Origin of the sequence: Pseudomonas sp. BS3782 TE3695 (assembly GCF_050435305.1) — a bacterium.
Lineage (GTDB): Bacteria > Pseudomonadota > Gammaproteobacteria > Pseudomonadales > Pseudomonadaceae > Aquipseudomonas.
Map to the genome: position 1 here is coordinate 2768421 of NZ_JBNDKB010000001.1, position 21398 is coordinate 2789818.

The following is a 21398-nucleotide window of genomic DNA, read 5'->3' on the forward strand; positions in this document are numbered from 1 at the left end:
AACAAAAGGTGGCGCAGTGTACGGATGTGCACTGTTTTCGGCAATTGCCGCTATAGAAGTGGGAGATAGCCGATATTTGAGTGCCTGTTTTAGACTTATTGGTCAGATGCGGTCTAGAGCGGTTGTAAGGTTCTAAACCAAGCGGACAAGAAAAAGCCCGACACGACGGTCGGGCTTTTCGTACAGTGCGTTCGGGCTTAACCCATATGCTCTTGATCCAGGATGATCGCGTTGTCCAGCGTCTCCAGCAGTGCCTTGCGCACCTTCAGCTTGGTGTTTTTGTGGGCGGTCATATTGAGTTTCTTCAACTGACGAGCCGCCGCGAGCGCTGCGCCTTGCAGTTCTTCGGCCGACACCACCAGATCAAGGAAACCGGCATCCACAGCACTCTGCGGATTGAACATCTCGGCATTGATCACCGCGCGATGGAACGCCGACTTGCGCAGACGATCACGCGCCAGCTCAATACCGGCATGGTGCATGGTCATGCCGATCTGCACTTCATTCAGACCAATGCTGAACGGGCCGTCGACACCAATGCGGTAGTCAGCCGACAACAAAATAAACGCACCCTTGGCCACCGCATGACCAGGACACGCCACGACCACCGGGAAGGGGTGCGACAGCAGGCGACGAGCCAGCGTCGAACCGGCAGCCACCAGTGCAATCGCCTCTTTAGGGCCGGCCGTCATTACCTTCAAGTCATAACCACCGGAAAAAATGCCCGGCTGACTGGTAATGATCACCACCGCCCGATCCGCCACTGCCCGATCCAGCGCAGCGTTAAACGCAACAATCACATCTGGTGAGATGGCATTGACCTTGCCATTGCTCAAGGTCAGGGTCGCGATACCGTCTTCGAGATGGTAGGAAATCAACTCACTCATGACGCCAATCCTTCTAATAAAGTAGGCTGACGTTACCCACCGCCGTAGGCCAGGTAAAGCGCCGTGACTGACCACCCGGTCACCCTTTTCCCCGCTCGGCAAGCGCTGCCGGCCACGCCAGCCGCGCATTCCCCTCTATATAGAAGAGGACGCGAAGCCGAAGATTGGCGGGTTTGCCATGGCACGGCACCCAGCGGAACGACTAAATCGCTAACCGCATGAAAATTCTGCAAAAAAAGTTTGCCATCAGAAAAGCTTTCGACTACATTAGCGCGCCTCGACAGACAGAACATGTTTGACGAGATACGGTGAAGTGTCCGAGTGGCTTAAGGAGCACGCCTGGAAAGTGTGTATACAGGAAACTGTATCGAGAGTTCGAATCTCTCCTTCACCGCCAAATTCGATGTACACAAAACCCCTGATTTCGAGAGAAGTCAGGGGTTTTGTTGTTTCTGGTGTCTGGATTTCATGCCTCGCGACGGAATTGCCCCGGATGTATCAGCATAGACGCATCCGAAAATGATGTAGGACAAGTGCCAAGCGTGTGGGAAGTAATGCTGGAAAGCCAGGCGTTTAGGTGCTTCCATTGGTTCCAGCACCTCATCTGGGCCATCTTGGGAAGGGGTATTTGTTTTGCTCATTCAAAGTGCAAAATGAATCAAAGGGCAGCGCAAATGACGCCACCCCCATTATCCAGAAGGGACATTCGCGCGTTATGCAGGAAATGACCATGAAACAGGCGGAGCTGGAAAAGGTTCATGTGGAGATCGTCAAACTGATCGCTGAACAGCGCAAGCTGAACGCCGAGGCCGGCAAGATGACCCGTGAAACCTTTTGGTATCCAGTGGCGGTTGCTGCTGGATTGATTGGTACGGTAGCTACCGTTACTGCTGTGGTAATCAAGCTGCTCTAGGCGAGCTTTTTGTGTTCATCATTTCCGCGCTGGGGAATGATGCGTGCCTCTATGAAAAAGGAAATCTCATGATCACCACCACAACCCACACGATCGAAGGCCGGCAAATCACCGCTTACCTGGACATCGTCAGCGCCGAGTCGGTGCAGGGGGTCAATGTGATCCGCGATCTGTTCGCTGGCATGCGGGATTTTTTCGGTGGGCGCTCTCAAACGTTGGAGCGAGCATTGAAGGATGCAAGGATTCAGGCGACCGATGAGATCAAGGAGCGGGCGCGAGCGCTTCAGGCGGATGCGGTGGTAGGGCTCGATTATGAGATCAGCATGCCGGCCGGTAAGGGTGGAATGGTGGTGGTGTTTGTGACGGGGACAGCGGTGAAGCTGAAGTAGGAGGCTGCGCCGCCATTCGTCGGTCATGTAACAATCTGAATCACAAGTCCGGGAATGACCAACTAGTCTCAAAATCCTGGGTGGTCGATATTTTTCAGGCAAATAGGGCTTGCCGGTATCGACCCGTGGAGAGGAGCGAAGATATGACTGAGCCGTATATCGAAGACGACGGGGCGGAGTTTCCAATCAATAATTGCGTGCAATGTGGTCAGACCGACTATGTGCCGAGCTTCGGTGAAGACCGTATCAAAATCAACAAAATCAAATCTACGGTGCCTCGAACTCGGGGGCCGAAATCGAAATTCATGCCCAGGCTGCGTGTGTCTTCCAAGAAGTAAACAGTGACGCGTAGAGCCCCGCCATTGAGCGGGGTTTCTTGTTATTGAAGGGTGAAAGCGTGCTTGCGGCAATGCGCAGAAATGTTCTGCAATATTGCGAATTTTTTCACAATCTTTTCACACCTTCCTGCGTAGTCTCAGCTCATCCGTTAGAAAGCAGTACCCTGGCCCGTCTCCCCAGCGGGCTTTTTTTTGCCTGTCATAAAACCTTTTCCACAAATGCTGTCCAACCGTCGCCAATGGCGAGGTTGTTCCGTGTTTGTGTCTGGACTTTGCCTCCTCTAAAGCATTCAATCTCCGGCCTTTCGGTTTCCCCCTATTTTTGAGGTTCTCGTTATGCGTTTGACACTGCCTGCTCTGGTTCTGGGCCTTTTGGTTGCTCAAGGTGCGATGGCTGCCGGTGATGGCACTGCTGCACTTGGTGGTGGTCTGGGTGGCGCACTGGGTAATGTAGTCGGTCAGAAAATGGGCGGCAGCACAGGTGCAGCGATTGGTGCCGGCGTAGCGGGCGCAGCTGGCAGCGCGGTTGCAGCACGCAAAGGCAGCCGCACCAAAGCGGCCATCGGCGGCGGTGTCGGCGCGGCAGGCGGTTCAGTGATCGGCAACAGCCTGGGTGGCAAGACTGGCTCCACCATCGGTGCCGGCCTGGGCGGTGCATTGGGCGGCGGCGTGGGCAGCAACCTGTCCAAAAAAGGCCACTGATCCCAAGACGATCCGCTGAAGAAGCCCGGCTCAATGCCGGGCTTCTTCGTTTTGGAACGTTTCTACAGTACGTGGCTCAAAGCTCTTACAGTCGGTATCTGATTCGCTGTTCTACAAACGCAGATGCCAGACTGATGCCTATCCGCGGCACGATCTTCCCCCGATGCGGAAATTAGAGGTTCATATCATGCGTTTGACATTGTCCACGATGGTTTTTGGACTTTTGGTTGCTCAGGGTGCGATGGCTGCCGGCGACGGCACCGCTGCAGTGGGCGGTGGTCTTGGCGGCGCGTTGGGTAACGTGGTCGGCGGTCAACTAGGCGGCAGCACCGGAGCAGCGGTTGGTGCTGGCGTCGGTGGTGCGGCGGGCAGCGCGGTCGGTGCGCGCAAGGGCAGTCGAACAGAAGCGGCTGTTGGCGGCGGTATCGGCGCGGCGGGCGGTTCGGTGATCGGCAATAGTCTGGGCGGCTCCACCGGTTCGACCATTGGCGCTGGCGTGGGCGGTGCAGCCGGTGGCGCGGTGGGCAGTAACCTGGGTAATGACAATGACAGCTCGCATTCCGGCGGTGGCAAACACAAACACAAGCATAAAAATAAGTACAAACATCGTTAACTCGATATCGAGTGACAAGAAACCCGGCCCAGCGCCGGGTTTTTCGCTTCTGTCACCAGGACTCTGGAACGTTTGCCCGCAGGACGCCTCGAACTAATACACCCCTGAACGTTGTGAGGCAGGTCATGACTCCGGAAACCGAAGGCATGGAAGATGAAGGTCCGATCAACGATCCTGGCAACGAAGATCCAGGGTCTCTGATGGACGACGCCACGGTGCCGCTCAACGATGCCGATGACGCAGGCGATGTGGGCAATTGCGAGTACGACGAATACGACGAGGAAGATGACGAGTGATCGTGCTTTGCGGCCAGGCCGACCGATCGTCCTTCTGATCGAACCGCGTCTAGGGTGTTGTCCTCGAAATGTCAGGATCTGCTTTTCAGGTCCATTGAGAGGTGCGTTATGAACGCTGATCCAAAAGACTCCGATATCGACGACGATACCCCCGAATACCCGCTGCCTTCACCCACCGACTCCCTGAGTCGCGACCAGCGCCCGCCCGACGATGACGACACCGGCGTGGAGCAGGTGCCCACCGATACCGATGATGTGAAACGCGGGGATGTGGAAGCCCATCCCGATGATCCGGACATCGCCGGCGACGATCTATCAGGAGAACCGAGCTGAAACCTGAGCAGTGGTCCATCGCCGCTCGTCGATTGCGTGGCACCTTTAAAAAGCGAATGCTGCCAGACATCAGGTAAAGCACTTTTTAAGGAGGTGCGCCATGATCAGGTCAAAACTGACGACGCTGACGGTGGTTGGCTTATTGTCGATCAGTTCATTGGCGGCGTTTGCTCAATCTTCTGGCCGCGATGCGCCGGTCGACAAGGGCGGGATGCCGCCTTATTCGGAAATGAATGCGGGCGCCTCGGATGGGAAGGTGCCACCACCGGACACCATTGGTGGTGGGAATGGTGGTGATGCCAGCGGGAGTAGCACCAGCCCGGGGGAGGGAAGTGGGTCGATGAGCGGTGGAAGTTCGATGGGGAGTGGTTCTGGAAGTGGGTCTGGAGAATCAGGTGGTTTTGGGGGGAGTACTGGGGAAGAAACGGATGGTTCGGGTAGTTAGGGCTCCTCGTTATTTATGATTAGAAGCCCAGCTATGTGCTGGGCTTTTCGTGGGATAGGTGATCGGATCCCAGGTAACAGAGACGATTGGATTATTAATCTTTATTGATGAGATTTTGCGCAACCATCATTTCCTTTATTAGTAACTGAGTGGTTTCGGCCTTTGCAAAAAATAGTGGTGTATCCCAGTCATAGTCCTTAATGGCTCTAATTTGAAATGAGCCGGTGATGTCGAATGAGGGATACCAGCCAATATCTAACAAAAACGCCCCCGGATACTCTACTTGCAGCATGTCTTCTTTGAGTGAGTCGATCTGATTGGCGGGATCGATATTTTGCAGTGGGGAAAGATCGTCGTGAACGATTTTTCCTTTGATAAATGTTAGGTCAATCACTTCGTCAATCTCCTGAATTCGATTTCCGAAATCGGATGTCCATGAATCGTTCTGGCGCTTAGTTCTAGGCGTATCCAGCAACTTGGCTTTCCTTCGCTCGCACCAATGACGGTCTCGTACTCTCTGATTTTCCAAGGTTTACCATTGGTTGCAGGGACGCCATTTTTATAAGCTTCTCGTTCCATTCTTTCAATGTCGACTCCTTGCTTGTACTTGGCGGGACCTGACTTGGTTGAGTTTATCGTTTCCTTCCAAGTCATGTTTTTTGACGGGCTGTGCTTGTAACCGTGTGGTGTCCAGTCGACTTTTTCTGGAAATGGAAGTTTAGCCTCCCCCTCATCAACCCCCACCTTACCCGCCGGATCCTCATCCTCAAACGACGGCTTCTTACACCCATCCCCTCCCGGACAAACACTCAACCCCAACGGATCAACCCAGCCCGTCGGATTGCGCGTGTACTGATACCCGTTTAACCCACCCGCCAACTTGCTCGGGTCTGGCGTCAGGTACCGTCCGATGTCCGGATTGTAGTAGCGGTGGCGGTTGTAATGCAGGCCGGTTTCGGCATCGAAATACTGGCCTTGAAAGCGCAGCGGCTGATCGAGGACTTGATAGGTGTCGCGGTTGAGGCGGGTGAGGCGGCCATAGGCGGTGTATCGGGCGGCCCAGATGATGTCGCCGCTGTAGTCGGTGAGTTCTTGCGGCGTGCCGAGGTGGTCGAGTTGGTAGTAGAACGGGCAGGCCTTGCGCGGGCCTTTGCCGTCGAGCATGGCCAGTGGGCGGAAGCTGCCAGGTTCGTAGATGTAGCTTCGATGGTGATCCTGGCTGTGTTCGGCGACGAGGTGGTCGCCTTGCCAGAAGAATTCGGTGGTTTTGCCCTCGACGGTTTTGCTGATTCGGCGGCCGAAGGCGTCGTAGCGATAACTCACGCAACGACTGTCCGGCAACGTGACACCGATCAGTCGATGCTGGCCATCATAGCGGTACTCGGTGACGAGTTTTTGTGTGGTGCCGCGACGTTCGCGGATCAGGTTGCCGAAAGCGTCGTAATCGAAGTGGCAGTCGCCCTGCATCAACAGGCGGTTGCCTTTGACGGTGGCCGGGCCGGACCGGTCCTGCATCAGGAGGTTGCCGGCCGGGTCGTGGGCGAAGCTTTCCGGTGGCTGATCGCGAGAGTGACGGACGCGGATCAGTCGATCGAGCGAATCGTACTGATAGCTGCGCTGGTCATGGCGGGTGTCGGCAATATGGTCGAGATTGCCGTTGGCGCTGTAGGCATAATCGCGACGGTAGAGCGCTTGTTGCTGGTGGCTGACGGCGTGGGCCTTCAGTCGGCCCTGATCGTCGTAGGAGTATTCCCTGGTGAGCTGACCTTGTTGGCGTTGCTGCTCGCGGCCGAGTGCAAACTGATGGGTGGTGAGTCGGGCGCCGTTGAGATCGATACCCGTCAGGGCGCCACCTTTGGCATGGTGATAATCGAGTTTGCTGTTGTCCGGCAGGCGCAGGTGGTTGAGACGACCGCAAGCGTCGTAGCGATAACGCAAGGTGCCCCAACCTTGGTGCTCGGTGATCAGCCGATCCCGGGCGTCGTATTCGAATTCCAGCGGATGGTCGTGGCCATCATCGACACTAAGCAGTCGGCCCAGTGAGTCGTAGCGATATCGAACCTGGATGCCATCGGGCAGGGTCTTGACCAACAGACGTCCAGCCGAGTCCCGCTGATAGCCGGTGATCAGCTGTGAGTCATCATCACTGAACTCGGTTTTCTCCTGCAGGTGGCCGTTGAGATCGTAGCTGTAGGAGGTGCGGCGGCCGTCGAAGCCGGTTTCCTGTCGGATCAATCCGCCGGGCGTGTAATCCAGGCGATATTTTTCGCCGGATTCGTTTTCAATTTCTGTCAGCGACAGCTGCGCGTTGTCGTAGCGATAACGCAGTTGCGTGCCATCGGGATTGATCCGCCGACTGACCAGGTGCAAATCGTCGGCATATTCATAGCGAGTGACGCGGCCCAGTTCATCGCACTCGGCGGTGATCTTGCCGTAGGCGTTGTAACAGTAAGCGCGGCTGGCGCCGGTGGGAAGCGTCGCCTGAACCAGTCGGCCGACGGCATCCCATTGGTACTGAGTGAGCGCACCGTGTTCGTCCTGACGGGTAATCCTTCGGCCCAGTGCGTCGTAGGAAAAGCGCCGCTGGCTACCGTCGGGCAAGGTCTCTTCGAGTAGTTGTCCCAGCCCGTTCCAGATGAAGACATGCCGGCTGTTGTCCGGGAAGCGGATCGACAGCAAACGCCCCTGCACATCGTAGTGATAATGGGTGACCTGGCCATCCGGATCGACGGCCTCGGTGACATCTCCCTGGGCATTGCGCTGATACTTCCACACCACCTTGCCGCGATAGCGCGCGTGCAGGAAACCATTGCGGTATTCGTAGGTTGTTGGCTCATCTTGCGGCGGAACCAGCGCCACCAGCCGTCCGACGTCGTCGTAACGGTATTCAGTGACCGCCCCGAGCGGATCCTGCTCGGCTACCAACCGGCCCTGTTCATCGTAGACCTTGAGCTGTTCGCCGCCATCCAGCGCGACCCGGCGCACCAGCCGCGCCCGATCATCGTGGGCATAAACCTCTTCGCTGCCATCGAGGTTCTGGACGGTGACGCTGCCCTGGTCGTCCCAGATGTAACGCGTGTCCATCTGGGAAAACGACGCCCAATGCCGCACGCATCGCGCGGCCTTGCCGGACCTTTCCCATTCCCAGAAGAAACTCGCGCCACCGGCCAGTTGACGCTGCAAAATCACGTGCTGATCGTCGTAATCGTAACGCTCGCTTTCACCAGCGGCGTTGGTCGCTTCGATCAAGCGTTGGCGGGCGTCGTAGCGGTAGAAAACCAGCGTCTGTTCTGTACGCCAGGCTTCATCCACGGCATCGGTGGGATGAAGCGACTGATATTCAATGGCGACGAGGTGCCTGCGCTCGTAGCACAACAGCAGGGAACGACCGGCGCCGTTATCGAGGCGCTGAATGCGATGCTGACGGTCGCGAGTGATGTGGAGGCGGTTGTCGTAGGCGTCGCTGATCGCCATCAAGCGACCCTCTCGAAAGTGATAGAACCGGCTCGTCTCGCCGGCCAACGCGAGAATCAACTCTTGCGACTCATTCCCAAGGTAAATCGCTGCCCGCGACAGGCTGTTATGAATCGCCGGGCGTTCGACGCTCGGCAATGGAAAGGTGGTGCGACGGTTTTCATGGTCGATCCAGACGACTTGTTCATCATCCAGCTCCAATCGCTGTGCCAGCGAATGGCTCCAGCCCCAGCCCAGCCCGCAATCGACCTCCGCCGCGCTGGTGCGATACAACCGTGTAAAGGCAAACGGCAGCAGCCCGTCCAGCGAGCCATCGGTCAGGGTCAGCAGCTCTTCCCCGGTGACCATCGACACCGGGCAGCCGTTGGTGCAAGTCAGCGCCGCGCAATCGGCGCTGTCGCCGTTGGGGTTTTTCGCCTGACTCGATGCATCGTCGTGAGGTTCGTGACGCCCCAGCCGGGTCATGGCGTTGGACTTGTCACGTGCGATGGCAACCGGGTTGTTCACCTGTACAACAGGAGAATCGCCGGCATGGATCTGTAGCGGAACCGTCGGTGCAGGTTTCAGCGGTGCATTTCGCGCGCTGACCACGAGCGGTTTGAGCGCGCCAGCGTGGGCTGTCAGGTCCGATCTGGCCGTTAGTTCGGCCAGTCGCAAACTGGCCGCCGCCAACCACTGTCGCGCCTGCCGGGACTCGATCTTGTCCAGTACTTTGGCGCTCATGCCGAGCTTCAGGCCCGTAGGGCCGGTGAGGCGCACCAGCAGGAAACTGATCAATAGTTCTGTGCGAATTTGCGCCACGACTTCCGCGATGTGCTGCGGCGGCAACATCTTCATCCAACTGATGAAGGCGGCGAGATGGATGAACATCAATGGCTCATCGCTCAACATCAGCAACACATTGGCAATGGCTTCAGCCGAGGCATTGAGCAGCGTATCGAGCTCGCCTTGAGTCAGATACTCAAGGAGTTTTTCGCTGTTGGCTTGCAGATCTGCCAGCAGGGCGTAGACCTGCTTCACGTCATCCCATAAACCCTGCAGCGCACGCTCGAGGCCGCGCCAGTCGGCCTGTTGCAGCAGGCCGTAGCGCTGAGTGAAGGTCGCCTGGGAAAAACCTGCCCATAAAGGCTCGAACTCGCTCGACCACTCATTGCGCAACCAGCCTTCCAGCTCGCCGATCACGCCTTGATAGGAGGCATAGAGCGCTTTGACGTGATCAGCGCCGACGTTGGGAAAGAAGGTGATGCGATAACGCTGGCCGCGCCAGCAGTCGGGGATTTCGAGGATGCCGCTGGAGCCGATGGTTTCGTGGATGGGCTTCCCAAACGTCAGTTCACCATTAGGCTGCGAGATAACCGGTTCAAGCATCACCGGCGTATTGCCGATCGGCACAAAACGTGCGGCCTCAAACATATGAACCAGGGTCAACGGACCACTGGCAGGGCACATGGCGAGGGTTGAACTGACAGGAGTGGTGGAGTGCTTCGGGGCGCTGAGCCGGACTTCGTTGCCGACCTTGAACACCTGCTCGACATTCAGTGCCCCACCGGTCCAGAAGTTTTCCGCCCAGGCTTCGTAGTCGTTGAGGCAGAGTCGAAAATCACCGAGCAACGCTTCGACGTCCGGCTGCTCGGGGTTCATGGCGGCGACCACTAGCAAGCCGATCGCATTGTTCAAGGCCAGGACCTTGTCAGGTTCGAACATTCGCAGTCCCTCGCGCTGATTAATCTGGAGCGCAGGACTTTGCGGGGGATCAACGAGAAAAGAAGTCGGGAAAGGAGGTGTTTGGTGTAGGGGAAATCGCTAAATCATCGCGGGCGTCCCGACACAGTTTTTTGTGTCCGCCAGGCATTGCCCGTTGCTCTCTGCCAACCGCGCTCGCTATGCTGCTGAACCCTTTAATCCATCACGACCCCGGCGTGCTTCAGCTGCTCCTTGGGATGTCATGAGAAGACGGATCAGATGCGATGAATGCACCCTTGGATGAGTTCGGCCCGATCAAGGCCGTGATTTTCGACATGGACGGCTTGTTGCTGGATACCGAGGGCATTTACACCGAGGTCACGTCCATCATTGCCGAGCGTTATGGCCGGACCTTCGACTGGAGCGTCAAACAGAACATCATCGGTCGTGGCGCGGGTGATCTGGCGCGCTATGTGGTCGAGGCGCTGGACCTGCCAATTACAGCCGAAGAATTTCTGGTGATCCGCGAACCGCTGATGCGCGAGCGTTTCCCGACGGCGCTGGCGATGCCTGGCGCAGAGGAGCTGGTTAGGCACTTGAAGGCCAACAACATTCCTATTGCGGTGGGCACCAGTTCTTCACGTCAGTCGTTCGGCGAGAAAACCACCTTGCACCGTGAGTGGTTCGCGCTGTTCGATTTCATCGTCACCGCTGACGACCCGGAAGTGGGGGCGGCCAAACCGGCGCCAGATATCTTCCTGACGGCGGCGCGGCGCCTGGGTGTCGCGCCCGAGGATTGCCTGGTGTTCGAGGATTCGCCGTTCGGTGTCACGGCAGCGAAAGCGGCGGGAATGACGGCGATTGCGATCCCGGATGCGGCCATGGCCGACGAAAAGTACGCACACGCCGATGGCATTCTTCGTACGTTGAAGGCGTTCAAACCCAGCGCATGTGGCCTGCCGGCACTTGAGTGGGCTTAACACCTATCTGATGTGGGAGCGGGCTTGCTCGCGAAGAGGGAGTGTCAGGCAACATCAATGTCGACTGATACGACGCCTTCGCGAGCAAGCCCGCTCCCACAGTGACCTGAATCAGGCGCCGAAACCACCGTCGATGGTCAGGCTGGCGCCGGTGATGTAGCCGGCTTCGGGGCCGACAAGATAAGCGACGAAGCTGGCGATTTCTTCCACTTTGCCGTAACGACCCACAGCCATCAGCGGGATCAGGCTTTCAGCGAAGTCGCCGCTGGCGGGGTTCATGTCGGTGTCGACCGGGCCCGGTTGCACGTTATTGATGGTGATACCCCGGGGGCCGAGATCGCGGGCCAGGCCTTTGGTCAGGCCGACCAGCGCCGATTTGCTCATGGCGTACGGGCCACCACCGGCGAAGGGCATGCGCTCGGCGTTGGTACTGCCAATGTTGATGATGCGACCGCCTTCGGTCATATGTTTGGCGGCTTCCTGAGTGGCGATGAACACACTGCGCACATTGATTGCCAAGGTCCGGTCGAAGTCTTCGAGTTTGAAGTCTTCCAGCGGTGCGACGGCCAGAACGCCCGCATTGTTGACCAGAATGTCCAACCGCCCAAAGGCTTCGACGGTGGCATTAACGGCATTGCGAATGGCGACGGCATCGGCGCTGTCGGCCTTGATGGCCAGGGCTTTGCCACCTGCGGAGGTGATGCTGTTTTGCAACTCTTCGGCTTTGGCGGTGGAGCTGACGTAAGTGAAGGCGACGGTAGCGCCTTCGGCGGCCAGGCGTTTGACGATGGCAGCACCGATGCCGCGTGAACCGCCTTGAATCAGAGCTACTTTACCGCTGAGGTGTTGAGTGGTCATGTCGATCTCCAGAAATTCAAGGCGGGCTGCCTTGTTGTCGGAGTCGAGTATCGGCTTCGCATTACCCAGCGGGTAGACCGTCATTGCTATAGTCTGTGTAAACCAGAAGTTTATAGTGGCGCTTATGGAAACCTTCAGCAGTATCGAATGCTTTGTGCGTAGCGCCGAGGTTGGCAGCTTTGCCGAAGCGGCGCGGCGCTTGAGCCTGACACCGGCGGCGGTGGGCAAGAGCGTTGCCAAGCTGGAGGCGCGACTGGGTGTGCGGCTGTTCCAGCGCAGCACGCGCAGCCTGACGCTGACTGAGGCCGGTCAGCTGTTCCTCGGCGAAGTCAGTGCCAGCCTGCACACCATCCAGAATGCCGTGGCCAACCTGGCCAGCGCCGAAGGACGTCCCGCCGGCACATTGAAAGTCAGCATGGGCACAGTGTTCGGGCGTTTGTACATCGTGCCGTTGCTGGGCGAGTTTCTGCGGCGCTTTCCGGCGATCAACCCGGACTGGCATTTCGATAACCGTCAGGTCGACCTGATCGGCCAGGGTTTCGATGCGGCGATTGGTGGCGGATTCGAACTGCCCCAAGGGGTGGTGGCGCGCAAGCTGACGCCGGCCCATCGGGTCTTGGTGGCTTCAGCCGAGTACCTCGCGAAGCACGAGGCGATCGTCGACCCCGACAACCTCAAATACCATGACGGCATCTTGATACGCTCGCCGCAGACGGGACGCGTGCGTTCCTGGCAGTTGACCAGTCGCGCCCGGCAACACAGCCCGCTGACGCTCAAGGCGCGGATGACCATGAGCGATTCGGAAGCCGCCTGCGCCACGGCGGCTCAGGGGTTGGGCATTGCGCTGGTGAGCATGCCGTTTGCCGTGGGTTATCTGGAGGCGGGGACGTTGCAGCGGGTGTTGCCTGACTGGTACGTCGACGACGGCAACATTTCCATTTATTACGCCGAACACAAACTGCTGCCGGGCAAGACCCGGGCATTTGTCGATTTCATCATTGAGCAGTTTGCGGAGCGGGGATTGGGGCAGCGGTTCAGTGCGCTGTGAGTCTGATTTAGAACCGAGGTGCGGCCTTCGCGAGCAAGCCCGCTCCCACAGGGTTTTGAGTCGTATCGTAATGATGTGAGCGACACAAAACCTGTGGGAGCGAGGCTTGCCCGCGATGAACGATAACGCGGTTTAAGACTGTGATTTTTAAGCCTTGGATTTGCTGATGATGTTCCCGGCATGCAGCCCGCATTCTTTCTGCGTGGCTTCTTCCCACCACCAACGACCTTCGCGCTCATGCTGGTTGGGCAATACCGGACGGGTGCAAGGCTCGCAACCAATACTGATGAACCCGCGCTCATGCAGGCTGTTGTACGGCAGCTCCAGCATGCGGATGTAGCCCCAGATCTCTTCGCTGGTCATTTGCGCCAGCGGGTTGAATTTGTACAGCGTGCGTTCCGGGGTGGAGAACGCGGTATCGATTTCCAGCACCGCGACCGCGCTACGGGTGCCCGGGCTCTGGTCCCGACGCTGGCCGGTGGCCCAGGCGGTCACGCCCGATAGCTTGCGACGCAACGGCTCGATCTTGCGGATGCCGCAGCACTCGCCATGACCGTCCTTGTAGAAACTGAACAGGCCTTTTTCCTTCACGAAAGGTTCAAGCTTGGTGTAGTCCGGCGATACTACTTCGATATCGATCTTGTAGTGCTCGCGCACCTGCTCGATGAAGCGGTAGGTCTCGGGGTGCAAGCGGCCGGTGTCGAGGCTGAATACCTTGACGTTCTTGTTCAGCTTCCAGGCCATGTCCACCAGCACCACATCCTCGGCGCCGCTGAAAGATATCCACAAGTCATCGCCGAACTCGGCGAACGCGAGTTTCAGGATGTCCTGGGCGGATTTGTTGGCATAGGTCGTGGCGAGTTCCACGACATCGAACGATGGGCTCATCAGGGCGGCTTCCTACAGGTCGGTGGCGCTGGGCGCTCTATATGCGCCGATGGTAACAAAATCCTGCGGCGGCTGGTGCGCCCTCTGCGTTGCACGGAGGAGGGCAAGCCGCTAGAGTTCGGCAGTCCTTTTGCTCGCTCGACTCAATAAACAGTACAAAATGGGAGTGTCTTGTGGAAATTGCCTGTCTGGATCTTGAAGGTGTGCTGGTCCCGGAAATCTGGATCGCCTTTGCCGAAAAAACCGGGATCGACTCCCTCAGGGCCACCACTCGGGACATTCCCGACTACGACGTGTTGATGAAGCAGCGCCTGCGGATTCTCGACGAGCACGGCCTGAAGCTTTCCGATATCCAGGAAGTGATCGCCACGCTCAAGCCTCTGGAAGGCGCCAGCGAATTCGTCGACTGGCTGCGTGAGCGCTTTCAGGTGGTGATTCTGTCGGACACTTTTTACGAGTTCTCCCAACCGCTGATGCGTCAACTGGGCTTCCCGACCTTGCTTTGTCATCGTCTGATTACCGACGATGCCGGTCGGGTCACGGGTTATCAGTTGCGTCAGAAAGATCCCAAGCGGCAGTCGGTATTGGCGTTCAAGAGCCTCTACTACCGGGTGATCGCGGCGGGAGATTCCTACAACGATACGACGATGCTGGGCGAGGCCGATGCCGGGATTCTGTTCCATGCACCGGACAATGTGATTCGCGAGTTTCCACAGTTCCCGGCGGTGCACAGCTTTGCGGAGTTGAAGCAGGAGTTCATCAAGGCTTCGAATCGCAATCTGAGCCTGTAAACCCTATCTGTGGCGAGGGAGCTTGCTCCCGCTCGACTGCGCAGCAGTCGCATGCGTTATATCTGACGATATGCGATGTCGGGTTTGTGGGCGCTTTGCACCCCAGCGGGAGCAAGCTCCCTCGCCACATAAAAGTGCGATATCAGAGATTTTTCAGTGTATCGAGCAGCACCTTCACCTTGGTTATCGATTCCTGATATTCCGCCTGCCAGTCCGAATCCGCGACGATCCCGCCACCACCCCAGCAGCACACCTGCCCATCCTTGACCAGCAAACTGCGGATGGCGATGGAGCTGTCCATCTCGCCGCGCACGTCCAGGTACAGCAATGAACCGCAATACAATCCACGACGGGTCGGTTCCAGCTCATCGATGATCTGCATCGCGCGAATCTTCGGCGCGCCGGTAATCGAGCCGCCGGGGAAGCTGCCGGCGATCAAATCCAGCGCATCCTTGTCGTCCGCCAGCTCGCCGGTCACGCTGCTCACCAGGTGATGCACGTTCGGATAGCTTTCCAGACTGAACAACTCCGGCACCCGCACCGAGCCGATGCGGCAGGTTCGGCCGAGGTCGTTGCGCAGCAAATCGACGATCATCAGGTTTTCCGCGCGGTCCTTGGGGCTGGCCAGCAGTTCGGCGGCGTTCGCCGCATCTTCGACTGCAGTCAGGCCGCGGGGACGGGTGCCTTTGATCGGGCGGGTTTCGACGTGGCGCTCACTGACTTTGACGAAACGCTCTGGCGACAGGCTCAGCACGGCGTCGCCGTCGGGCAGGCTCTGGAAGCCGGAAAAAGGTGTCGGACACGCCGCCCGCAGCGCGCAGTACGCGGCCCATGGATCGCCTTGGCATTGCGCACGAAAGCGCTGGGCGAAGTTGACCTGATAGCAGTCACCGGCCTGAATGTACTGCTGAATGCGTTCGAAGGCTTGTCGATAGTCGTCGGCGCTCAGGTCGGCGCTCATCGGGCTGTCGAGTTTGAACGGCTCGATTTTCTGAGATGCAGGTTGTGTGAACAATTCGAGCAGCCGCTGCCGCTCGCTGTCGATTAGCGCCGGGTGGAACACCAGTTGGCTGGTGGCCAGGTGGTGATCGCTGATCAGGGCCCAGTCGTACAGCCCGAAACGTGCGTCAGGCAATTGCAGGTCGTCCCGCGCCTGGCTCGGCAGGTTTTCCAGATGCCGGCCGAAGTCATAGCTCAGATAACCGATCAAGCCACCGGCGAAAGGCAGATCGAAAGGAACAGTGGCTTCGCCGAGTCGCGTCAGAATGTCGCGAAGGCGTTGCAGGAAATGGCTGCCGCTTTCATCCGGTAATACGGCCAATTGCTCCAGCGGCCAGGCGCTGAGCAGGTCATAACGCCCACGCTCGGCGCTCGGCCGACCGCTGTCGAGCAGCACGGCACCGGGCGCATGACGAATCGCCGCGAAGTATTCGGCGGGGTTGGCGCGATAGGGCAGCGGGTGTACGGAACAGGTCAACATGGGCGGGGCAGATCAGCCATCGAGGCGGGGGAGCGATTGTAGTCCTCTGCGGGATTTGCTCCTAGAGGGGATGTCGGCAAGAGATACATTGGCAGCGGGTGATTGCACTCTGTGGCGAGGGGCTTGCCTGTGGCGAGGGAGCTTGCTCCCGTCGGACTGCGCGGCAGGCCCAAACTCAATCCCTCGATTTTCAGAAAAACCGAGGGGACCGGTTTATGACTGCTGCGCAGCCAAGCGGGAGCAAGCTCCCTCGCCACAAAGATGCCACAGGTCAGCCCTCAACCGCAGGAATATGCCCAAACATTTCCTGAACGAATTCCACGCGTTCCTCCACGGTTTCGATTATCCCGCGGGCCTGTAATTCTTCCAGCCGCGCTTCGACCGCATGGGTACGTAACGTCAAGCCACAGTCGTTGGCGATCTGAATGTTCAAGCCGGGCCGGGCGTTAAGCTCAAGAATCAACGGCCCTTTCTCCTGGTCGAGCACCATGTCGACACCGATGTAACCCAACCCGCACAGCTCATAGCAGCCGGCCGCGAGCTTCATGAAGCCGTCCCAGTAGGGCAGTTGCACGCCGTCCACGGCGTTGGTGGTGTCCGGGTGTTTATTGATGATGTTGTTCAGCCAGGTGCCGCGCAATGTCAGGCCGGTGGCCAGATCGACACCGACGCCGATGGCGCCCTGGTGCAGGTTGGCCTTGCCGCCGGACTGGCGAGTCGGCAGACGCAACATGGCCATCACCGGATAGCCCATCAGCACGATGATGCGAATGTCCGGCACACCTTCATAGCTGATGCTTTTGAAGATCTGGTCCGGGGTCACGCGGTATTCGATCAGCGCGCGGTCACGGTGACCGCCGAGCGAGTACAGGCCGGTGAGGATGCTGGAAATCTGATGCTCGATTTCCTCGTGGCTGATGATCTTGCCCGAGACCGTGCGATAGCGGCCCTCGAAGCGGTCGGCGATCACCAGAATGCCGTCACCGCCGGCGCCCTGGGCCGGTTTGACCACGAAATCGGTGCGCCCGCCGATGATCTCGCTGAGGTTGTCGATTTCCTTCTCGGTGGAGATCACGCCGTACAGCTCCGGCACGTGGATGCCGGCGGCGATGGCGCGTTCCTTGGTGATGATCTTGTCATCGACAATCGGGTACAGGCTGCGCTTGTTGTACTTGAGCACGTAGTCTGCGTTGCGCCGATTGATCCCCATGATGCCCCGGGCCTCCAGGGCTTTCCAGGTTTTCCAGAGACCGAACATCAGGCGTCAGCCTTCTTGAGGAAAGCCTTGAAGCGCACCAGTTCGGTCAGGCGATAACCGCGATAGCGACCCATGGCCAGCATGAAGCCCACCAGAATCAGCAGGATCGCCGGGAAGGTGAACACGAAGTACACCAGCTCAGGCACGCTCATGATCAGGTGCGCCAAAGAGGCTGCGAACAGGGTACCGATCGCCACTTTCATGGCATGGCCGCCCCCGCGCTCTTCCCAGGTGATCGACAGGCGTTCGATGGTCATGGTCAGAATCACCATCGGGAACAGCGCCACCGACAAGCCGCGTTCCAGGCCGAGTTTGTGGCTGAACAGGCTGATCGCCGCGATCAGCACCACCACGAAGGTCAGCACCACCGAAAGCCTCGGCAGCATTTGCAGCTTCAAATGTTCAAGATAGGAGCGCAGCGACAGCCCCAGCGTCGTGATGATCGTAAATAGCACGATGCCGAAACCGAGCTGGGTTTCCCGGAAGGCGAGGGCGATCAACACCGGGGTAAAAGTGCCGAGTGTCTGAATGCCGATCAGGTTGCGCAGAATCAGGATCACCAGCACGCCGATCGGGATCATCACCATGATCATGAACGTCTGCTGGGTTTGCAGCGGCAAGCCGTACAGCGAGTATTCGAGAAAGTTGGCGTCGGAATTTTCGTCGGTCAGCTTGGCCAGGCGAATGGCGTTCATTTCGCTGTTGTTCAGGCTGAAGGTGACGTTGGCTTTTTTGCCGCCATCGACGGTGATCAGGTTTTCATCGCCGGTCCACCACTGCAAGCGGTCGGTGGGCAAGCCCTGTTCGCCGGTTTCCGGGTTGAAGTACAGCCAGTCGGTGCCGTTGAAGCTGCGCAACCAGAGTTCAGGCATCTGTGGTTGATCGGCCACCAGGCGAATGGTGTGGACCTTTTCGATCGGCACGTGGGCGATGGACAGCACCAGTTCGATGATTTTGGCTTTGTTCGCGGTGGACGGATCGCCGCCCAGCAGCAGTTTCACGTTGTCGTCGTTGAGGTTATTGACGCGCTTGATGGCTTCGCCGATGAAGGTTTCGACGTCGGCCGAGTGTTGGCGGATCGGCGCGAGCAGGGCTTCGGCGGCGATTTTTTCCGGGCCTTCGACGGCGATGCTGTCGCGGAAAGTCGGACCTTTGGCCTTGGATTTTTCGCCGCTGTAGCGCTTGGTCAGCACCAGTCGGTAATAAAGGGTCTGGTTGCCCTTGGCCCGACGTGCCGACCAGGTGACCTTGCGGTTGCCGTCGACACGGTTCACCGCCACGCCGTAATTATTGGAAATGAAACTCTCGTTGAGGCTCACGTAGTCGCGGCTCAGCGGTGGCACGAACATCTGGATCTTGATCGGATCCTTGGCGTTGGCGACGAACTCGACCTTGGCGTCGATGTTCCACAAGTCGTCGGTAGCGTCTTCGGTCACCGGAATCCCGAGCACGAAAATCTGATAGGCCGTAACTGAAATGCCCAGCACCACCAGGATGGCGATCAGCAGTTTCAGATGGAGGGTAAGAGAGCGCATTGGAATTACTCTGCGGTATGTGCGTCGGTGGCGCAGGCGGGTTTGCCAGCAGCGTATTTAAGACTGGGGTCGACCAGCGCATCGAAACGTTTGAGCGCTTCGGAGCCGATCAGGAGCGGGTATTGGAAGGCACTGCGGTCGGTCAAGTTCACTTCGATGCTGCGTAAAGCCGATCCCATGCAGATATCCAGCTCGATGACTGGACGGGCGGTGTACTTCTTGCCTTCTTCCGGGTCGTAGTCACCGGCCCGGCGCTTGATCTTGCTGACACGGGCCAGCGGTCGTTCGATCGGGTGCGAATGCGCGGCGTCGATAGCCAGATAGAAGCGCACCCAGGATTCGCCATTGCGTTTGAAACGTTTGATGTCACGGGCACTCAGCGAAGCGGTTTTCGCCCCGGTGTCGAGTTTGGCGGCGACTTCCAGATTGATGCCGTTCAGCGAAGCGTACTCATTGAGGCCGTACACAGTCTTTTCCCCTGCCGCGGCGAAACCTGGCAGGCCAAAAAGACAAAGGAATGTGGTGAAGGGCTTGAGTCTCATAAATCCTGGTGCGCAGCGGTCCGTTCTTCAATTCAAGGCCCTGGCATTACTGCACAAGCTCCCTCGTATGCCTGTCTGCTGTTTATGACAGGCAATGCAGATGACAAGCAAATGCGGGCGGCATTCTAGCACGGTGGGTTTATGGCGCCAGCGTTGGCCGACGGCTATAACTTGAGGTGTTGCTTCCTTATGGTGCAGGGTGGTTATTAGACGATTGTCGACAATATCGAATTATCCTTTGACGTGACCGGCTATATTCGCTAGTTTTTGCGGCATTGGTTTTAAAGGTGTTGACAATATGCTGGATCAACTCGATCCCCCGGTCACGATTCAGGACGACTCGGAAACACTTTCCGAAAACGTCTTCCGACGTATTCAGGCGGCCATCGTCAAGGGCGAGATCGCCCCGGGCAGCAAGATCTCCGAGCCGGAGCTGGCGCGCACCTACGGCATCAGCCGCGGGCCGCTGCGTGAGGCGATTCACCGTCTGGAAGGCCAGCGCCTGCTGGTTCGCGTGCCGCACGTCGGGGCGCGGGTTGTGTCGCTGAGCCACGCCGAACTGCTGGAACTCTACGAAATTCGCGAATCCCTGGAAGGCATGGCGTGCCGTCTGGCGGCTGAGCGCATGACGGTCGAAGAAATCGACGAACTGCGCCGGGTGCTGGAAACCCACGAGCGCGATGCGGCGTTTCAGGCCGGTGTCGGTTATTACCAGCAGGAAGGCGATTTCGACTTTCATTACCGGATCATCCAGGGCAGCGGCAACCGCACCCTGACCCAGATGCTGTGCGGCGAGCTCTATCAGCTGGTGCGCATGTACCGCATCCAGTTTTCCACCACGCCCAATCGGCCGCGCCAGGCATTTGCCGAACACCACCGAATTCTCGATGCCATCGCCGACCGTGACGGTGAATTGGCCGAGTTGTTGATGCGCCGTCACATCGGCGCCTCCAAACGCAATATCGCCCGTCACTATCAAGACGGTGCTAACCCGACAGCCACTGAACGAGGTGAGTCATGAGTTCCAACAAGAGCACTCCAGGCCAGCGTTTCCGCGATGCGGTCGCCAGCGAACATCCGCTGCAAGTGGTCGGCACGATCAACGCCAACCACGCACTGCTGGCCAAGCGTGCCGGTTTCAAGGCTATTTACCTGTCGGGTGGCGGGGTGGCTGCCGGCTCCCTCGGTGTGCCTGACCTGGGGATTACCGGTCTGGATGACGTGCTGACCGACGTGCGGCGCATCACTGACGTCTGCGACTTGCCACTGTTGGTGGACGTGGACACCGGTTTCGGTTCCTCGGCGTTCAACGTTGCCCGTACCGTGAAGTCGATGATCAAGTTTGGCGCGGCGGCGATTCACATCGAAGATCAGGTCGGCGCCAAGCGCTGCGGTCACCGTCCTAATAAAGAGATCGTCTCGCTGCAGGAAATGGTCGACCGCATCAAAGCCGCCGTCGATGCCCGCACCGACGACAGCTTCGTGATCATGGCGCGCACCGACGCCCTGGCGGTGGAAGGTCTTGAATCTGCACTGGATCGCGCCGCGGCGTGCATCGAGGCGGGTGCCGACATGATCTTCCCGGAAGCCATCACCGAACTGGACATGTACAAGCTGTTCGCCAGCCGCGTGAAAGCGCCGATCCTGGCCAACATCACCGAATTCGGCGCGACGCCGCTGTACACCACCGAGCAACTCGCCGCTGCCGACGTGTCGCTGGTGCTGTACCCGCTGTCGGCGTTCCGCGCGATGAACAAAGCCGCGGAAAACGTCTACACCGCGATCCGGCGCGACGGCACACAACAGAACGTGATCGACACCATGCAAACGCGCATGGAGCTTTACGATCGCATCGATTACCACACCTTCGAGCAGAAGCTCGATGCGTTGTTTGCTGCAAAGAAATAAAGATCAAAAGATCGCAGCCTCGTTTCACTCGACAGCT

The 21398-nt window shown here is 58.3% G+C and carries 22 protein-coding genes and 1 tRNA gene; 14 read left to right on the forward strand and 9 right to left on the reverse strand.

The annotated features are described in order from the left end of the window. Window positions 1-197: 197 nt before the first annotated feature. Entirely contained in the window at window positions 198-887 is a 690-nt protein-coding gene (locus ABH909_RS12785) for a crotonase/enoyl-CoA hydratase family protein (RefSeq protein ID WP_123496361.1), read from the reverse strand. Between the two features lie 307 nt (window positions 888-1194). Between ABH909_RS12785 and ABH909_RS12790 the strand changes: the two genes are divergently transcribed. From ABH909_RS12790 to ABH909_RS12830, 9 genes are all read left to right on the forward strand, one after another. Then, window positions 1195-1284: transfer RNA gene (locus ABH909_RS12790), tRNA-Ser, on the forward strand. Between the two features lie 333 nt (window positions 1285-1617). Beyond that, a complete protein-coding gene (locus tag ABH909_RS12795) occupies window positions 1618-1800 on the forward strand; it encodes a hypothetical protein (RefSeq protein WP_429439865.1) in 183 nt (60 codons plus the stop codon). Between the two features lie 68 nt (window positions 1801-1868). Continuing rightward, window positions 1869-2189: a YbjQ family protein gene (locus ABH909_RS12800; protein ID WP_429439868.1), complete on the forward strand. Its 321-nt coding sequence runs from the start codon at window positions 1869-1871 to the stop codon at window positions 2187-2189. A 143-nt stretch (window positions 2190-2332) separates the two neighbouring features. Further along, window positions 2333-2527, forward strand: a complete 195-nt coding sequence (locus ABH909_RS12805) for a hypothetical protein (RefSeq protein WP_429433540.1) — start codon at window positions 2333-2335, stop codon at window positions 2525-2527. A 336-nt stretch (window positions 2528-2863) separates the two neighbouring features. Further along, window positions 2864-3229 (forward strand): hypothetical protein, encoded by a 366-nt coding sequence (locus ABH909_RS12810; RefSeq protein ID WP_007902140.1) that lies wholly within the window; start codon window positions 2864-2866, stop codon window positions 3227-3229. Window positions 3230-3416: 187 nt separating this feature from the next. After that, window positions 3417-3842, forward strand: a complete 426-nt coding sequence (locus tag ABH909_RS12815; RefSeq protein WP_429433542.1) for a glycine zipper domain-containing protein — start codon at window positions 3417-3419, stop codon at window positions 3840-3842. Window positions 3843-3967: 125 nt separating this feature from the next. Next, a complete protein-coding gene (locus ABH909_RS12820) occupies window positions 3968-4138 on the forward strand; it encodes a hypothetical protein (protein ID WP_007902135.1) in 171 nt (56 codons plus the stop codon). A gap of 108 nt (window positions 4139-4246) precedes the next feature. After that, complete coding sequence (locus ABH909_RS12825; RefSeq protein WP_063342996.1) at window positions 4247-4471, forward strand: hypothetical protein; 225 nt, start codon at window positions 4247-4249, stop codon at window positions 4469-4471. Window positions 4472-4571: 100 nt separating this feature from the next. Then, a complete protein-coding gene (locus ABH909_RS12830) occupies window positions 4572-4916 on the forward strand; it encodes a hypothetical protein (protein WP_429433543.1) in 345 nt (114 codons plus the stop codon). Window positions 4917-5010: 94 nt separating this feature from the next. Here ABH909_RS12830 and ABH909_RS12835 read toward each other — a convergent pair whose 3' ends face one another. Together ABH909_RS12835 and ABH909_RS12840 are read right to left on the reverse strand one after the other, a co-directional pair. Next, the gene (locus tag ABH909_RS12835) at window positions 5011-5310 is read right to left on the reverse strand and encodes a hypothetical protein (protein ID WP_429433545.1); all 300 of its coding nucleotides are present in this window, start codon (window positions 5308-5310) and stop codon (window positions 5011-5013) included. Then, the gene (locus tag ABH909_RS12840; RefSeq protein WP_429433546.1) at window positions 5307-10094 is read right to left on the reverse strand and encodes an RHS repeat-associated core domain-containing protein; all 4788 of its coding nucleotides are present in this window, start codon (window positions 10092-10094) and stop codon (window positions 5307-5309) included. The genes ABH909_RS12835 and ABH909_RS12840 overlap by 4 nt, the downstream gene beginning before the upstream one ends. 263 nt (window positions 10095-10357) lie before the next feature. Here ABH909_RS12840 and ABH909_RS12845 point away from each other — a divergent pair, with 263 nt between their 5' ends. Beyond that, on the forward strand, window positions 10358-11053 hold the full coding sequence (locus ABH909_RS12845) for an HAD-IA family hydrolase (RefSeq protein WP_429433548.1): 696 nt from the start codon (window positions 10358-10360) through the stop codon (window positions 11051-11053). 111 nt (window positions 11054-11164) lie between these two features. On the opposite strand, the gene ABH909_RS12850 is transcribed toward ABH909_RS12845, so the two are convergent. Beyond that, window positions 11165-11911 carry a 3-oxoacyl-ACP reductase family protein gene (locus ABH909_RS12850; RefSeq protein WP_429439871.1) on the reverse strand — a complete coding sequence of 249 codons (747 nt, stop codon included), beginning with the start codon at window positions 11909-11911 and terminating at the stop codon, window positions 11165-11167. A 124-nt stretch (window positions 11912-12035) separates the two neighbouring features. Between ABH909_RS12850 and ABH909_RS12855 the strand changes: the two genes are divergently transcribed. Next, the gene (locus ABH909_RS12855) at window positions 12036-12959 is read left to right on the forward strand and encodes a LysR family transcriptional regulator (RefSeq protein ID WP_429433550.1); all 924 of its coding nucleotides are present in this window, start codon (window positions 12036-12038) and stop codon (window positions 12957-12959) included. A 147-nt stretch (window positions 12960-13106) separates the two neighbouring features. Here ABH909_RS12855 and ABH909_RS12860 read toward each other — a convergent pair whose 3' ends face one another. Next, complete coding sequence (locus tag ABH909_RS12860) at window positions 13107-13847, reverse strand: phosphoadenylyl-sulfate reductase (protein ID WP_008074131.1); 741 nt, start codon at window positions 13845-13847, stop codon at window positions 13107-13109. Between the two features lie 173 nt (window positions 13848-14020). On the opposite strand from ABH909_RS12860, the gene thrH reads away from it, so the two are divergent. Then, window positions 14021-14638 (forward strand): bifunctional phosphoserine phosphatase/homoserine phosphotransferase ThrH, encoded by a 618-nt coding sequence (gene thrH, locus ABH909_RS12865; protein WP_429433552.1) that lies wholly within the window; start codon window positions 14021-14023, stop codon window positions 14636-14638. Window positions 14639-14780: 142 nt separating this feature from the next. Here thrH and pabB read toward each other — a convergent pair whose 3' ends face one another. The 4 genes from pabB to ABH909_RS12885 all read right to left on the reverse strand — a co-directional run bounded on the left by pabB (window position 14781) and on the right by ABH909_RS12885 (window position 19453). Beyond that, entirely contained in the window at window positions 14781-16118 is a 1338-nt protein-coding gene (gene pabB, locus ABH909_RS12870) for an aminodeoxychorismate synthase component I (protein WP_429433554.1), read from the reverse strand. A gap of 271 nt (window positions 16119-16389) precedes the next feature. Continuing rightward, window positions 16390-17376, reverse strand: coding sequence for an alpha-L-glutamate ligase-like protein (locus tag ABH909_RS12875; RefSeq protein WP_123496381.1), 987 nt, complete (start codon window positions 17374-17376; stop codon window positions 16390-16392). After that, the gene (locus tag ABH909_RS12880; RefSeq protein ID WP_429433555.1) at window positions 17376-18911 is read right to left on the reverse strand and encodes an inactive transglutaminase family protein; all 1536 of its coding nucleotides are present in this window, start codon (window positions 18909-18911) and stop codon (window positions 17376-17378) included. Before ABH909_RS12880 ends, ABH909_RS12875 begins: the two co-directional genes overlap by 1 nt. A gap of 5 nt (window positions 18912-18916) precedes the next feature. Beyond that, window positions 18917-19453 carry an ATP-dependent zinc protease family protein gene (locus ABH909_RS12885; protein WP_429433557.1) on the reverse strand — a complete coding sequence of 179 codons (537 nt, stop codon included), beginning with the start codon at window positions 19451-19453 and terminating at the stop codon, window positions 18917-18919. A 301-nt stretch (window positions 19454-19754) separates the two neighbouring features. Between ABH909_RS12885 and ABH909_RS12890 the strand changes: the two genes are divergently transcribed. After that, the gene (locus tag ABH909_RS12890) at window positions 19755-20474 is read left to right on the forward strand and encodes a GntR family transcriptional regulator (protein WP_177319500.1); all 720 of its coding nucleotides are present in this window, start codon (window positions 19755-19757) and stop codon (window positions 20472-20474) included. Continuing rightward, complete coding sequence (gene prpB, locus ABH909_RS12895) at window positions 20471-21361, forward strand: methylisocitrate lyase (protein WP_429433558.1); 891 nt, start codon at window positions 20471-20473, stop codon at window positions 21359-21361. Before ABH909_RS12890 ends, prpB begins: the two co-directional genes overlap by 4 nt. The last annotated feature ends 37 nt before the right edge of the window (window positions 21362-21398 follow it).

Coding starts and splice junctions, on each gene's coding strand:
- ABH909_RS12785 (WP_123496361.1), bottom strand. CDS start 887: ATGAGTGAGTTGATTTCCTACCATCTCGAAGACGGTATCGCGACCCTG.
- ABH909_RS12795 (WP_429439865.1), top strand. CDS start 1,618: ATGAAACAGGCGGAGCTGGAAAAGGTTCATGTGGAGATCGTCAAACTG.
- ABH909_RS12800 (WP_429439868.1), top strand. CDS start 1,869: ATGATCACCACCACAACCCACACGATCGAAGGCCGGCAAATCACCGCT.
- ABH909_RS12805 (WP_429433540.1), top strand. CDS start 2,333: ATGACTGAGCCGTATATCGAAGACGACGGGGCGGAGTTTCCAATCAAT.
- ABH909_RS12810 (WP_007902140.1), top strand. CDS start 2,864: ATGCGTTTGACACTGCCTGCTCTGGTTCTGGGCCTTTTGGTTGCTCAA.
- ABH909_RS12815 (WP_429433542.1), top strand. CDS start 3,417: ATGCGTTTGACATTGTCCACGATGGTTTTTGGACTTTTGGTTGCTCAG.
- ABH909_RS12820 (WP_007902135.1), top strand. CDS start 3,968: ATGACTCCGGAAACCGAAGGCATGGAAGATGAAGGTCCGATCAACGAT.
- ABH909_RS12825 (WP_063342996.1), top strand. CDS start 4,247: ATGAACGCTGATCCAAAAGACTCCGATATCGACGACGATACCCCCGAA.
- ABH909_RS12830 (WP_429433543.1), top strand. CDS start 4,572: ATGATCAGGTCAAAACTGACGACGCTGACGGTGGTTGGCTTATTGTCG.
- ABH909_RS12840 (WP_429433546.1), bottom strand. CDS start 10,094: ATGTTCGAACCTGACAAGGTCCTGGCCTTGAACAATGCGATCGGCTTG.
- ABH909_RS12845 (WP_429433548.1), top strand. CDS start 10,358: ATGAATGCACCCTTGGATGAGTTCGGCCCGATCAAGGCCGTGATTTTC.
- ABH909_RS12850 (WP_429439871.1), bottom strand. CDS start 11,911: ATGACCACTCAACACCTCAGCGGTAAAGTAGCTCTGATTCAAGGCGGT.
- ABH909_RS12855 (WP_429433550.1), top strand. CDS start 12,036: ATGGAAACCTTCAGCAGTATCGAATGCTTTGTGCGTAGCGCCGAGGTT.
- ABH909_RS12860 (WP_008074131.1), bottom strand. CDS start 13,847: ATGAGCCCATCGTTCGATGTCGTGGAACTCGCCACGACCTATGCCAAC.
- pabB (WP_429433554.1), bottom strand. CDS start 16,118: ATGTTGACCTGTTCCGTACACCCGCTGCCCTATCGCGCCAACCCCGCC.
- ABH909_RS12875 (WP_123496381.1), bottom strand. CDS start 17,376: ATGTTCGGTCTCTGGAAAACCTGGAAAGCCCTGGAGGCCCGGGGCATC.
- ABH909_RS12880 (WP_429433555.1), bottom strand. CDS start 18,911: ATGCGCTCTCTTACCCTCCATCTGAAACTGCTGATCGCCATCCTGGTG.
- ABH909_RS12885 (WP_429433557.1), bottom strand. CDS start 19,453: ATGAGACTCAAGCCCTTCACCACATTCCTTTGTCTTTTTGGCCTGCCA.
- prpB (WP_429433558.1), top strand. CDS start 20,471: ATGAGTTCCAACAAGAGCACTCCAGGCCAGCGTTTCCGCGATGCGGTC.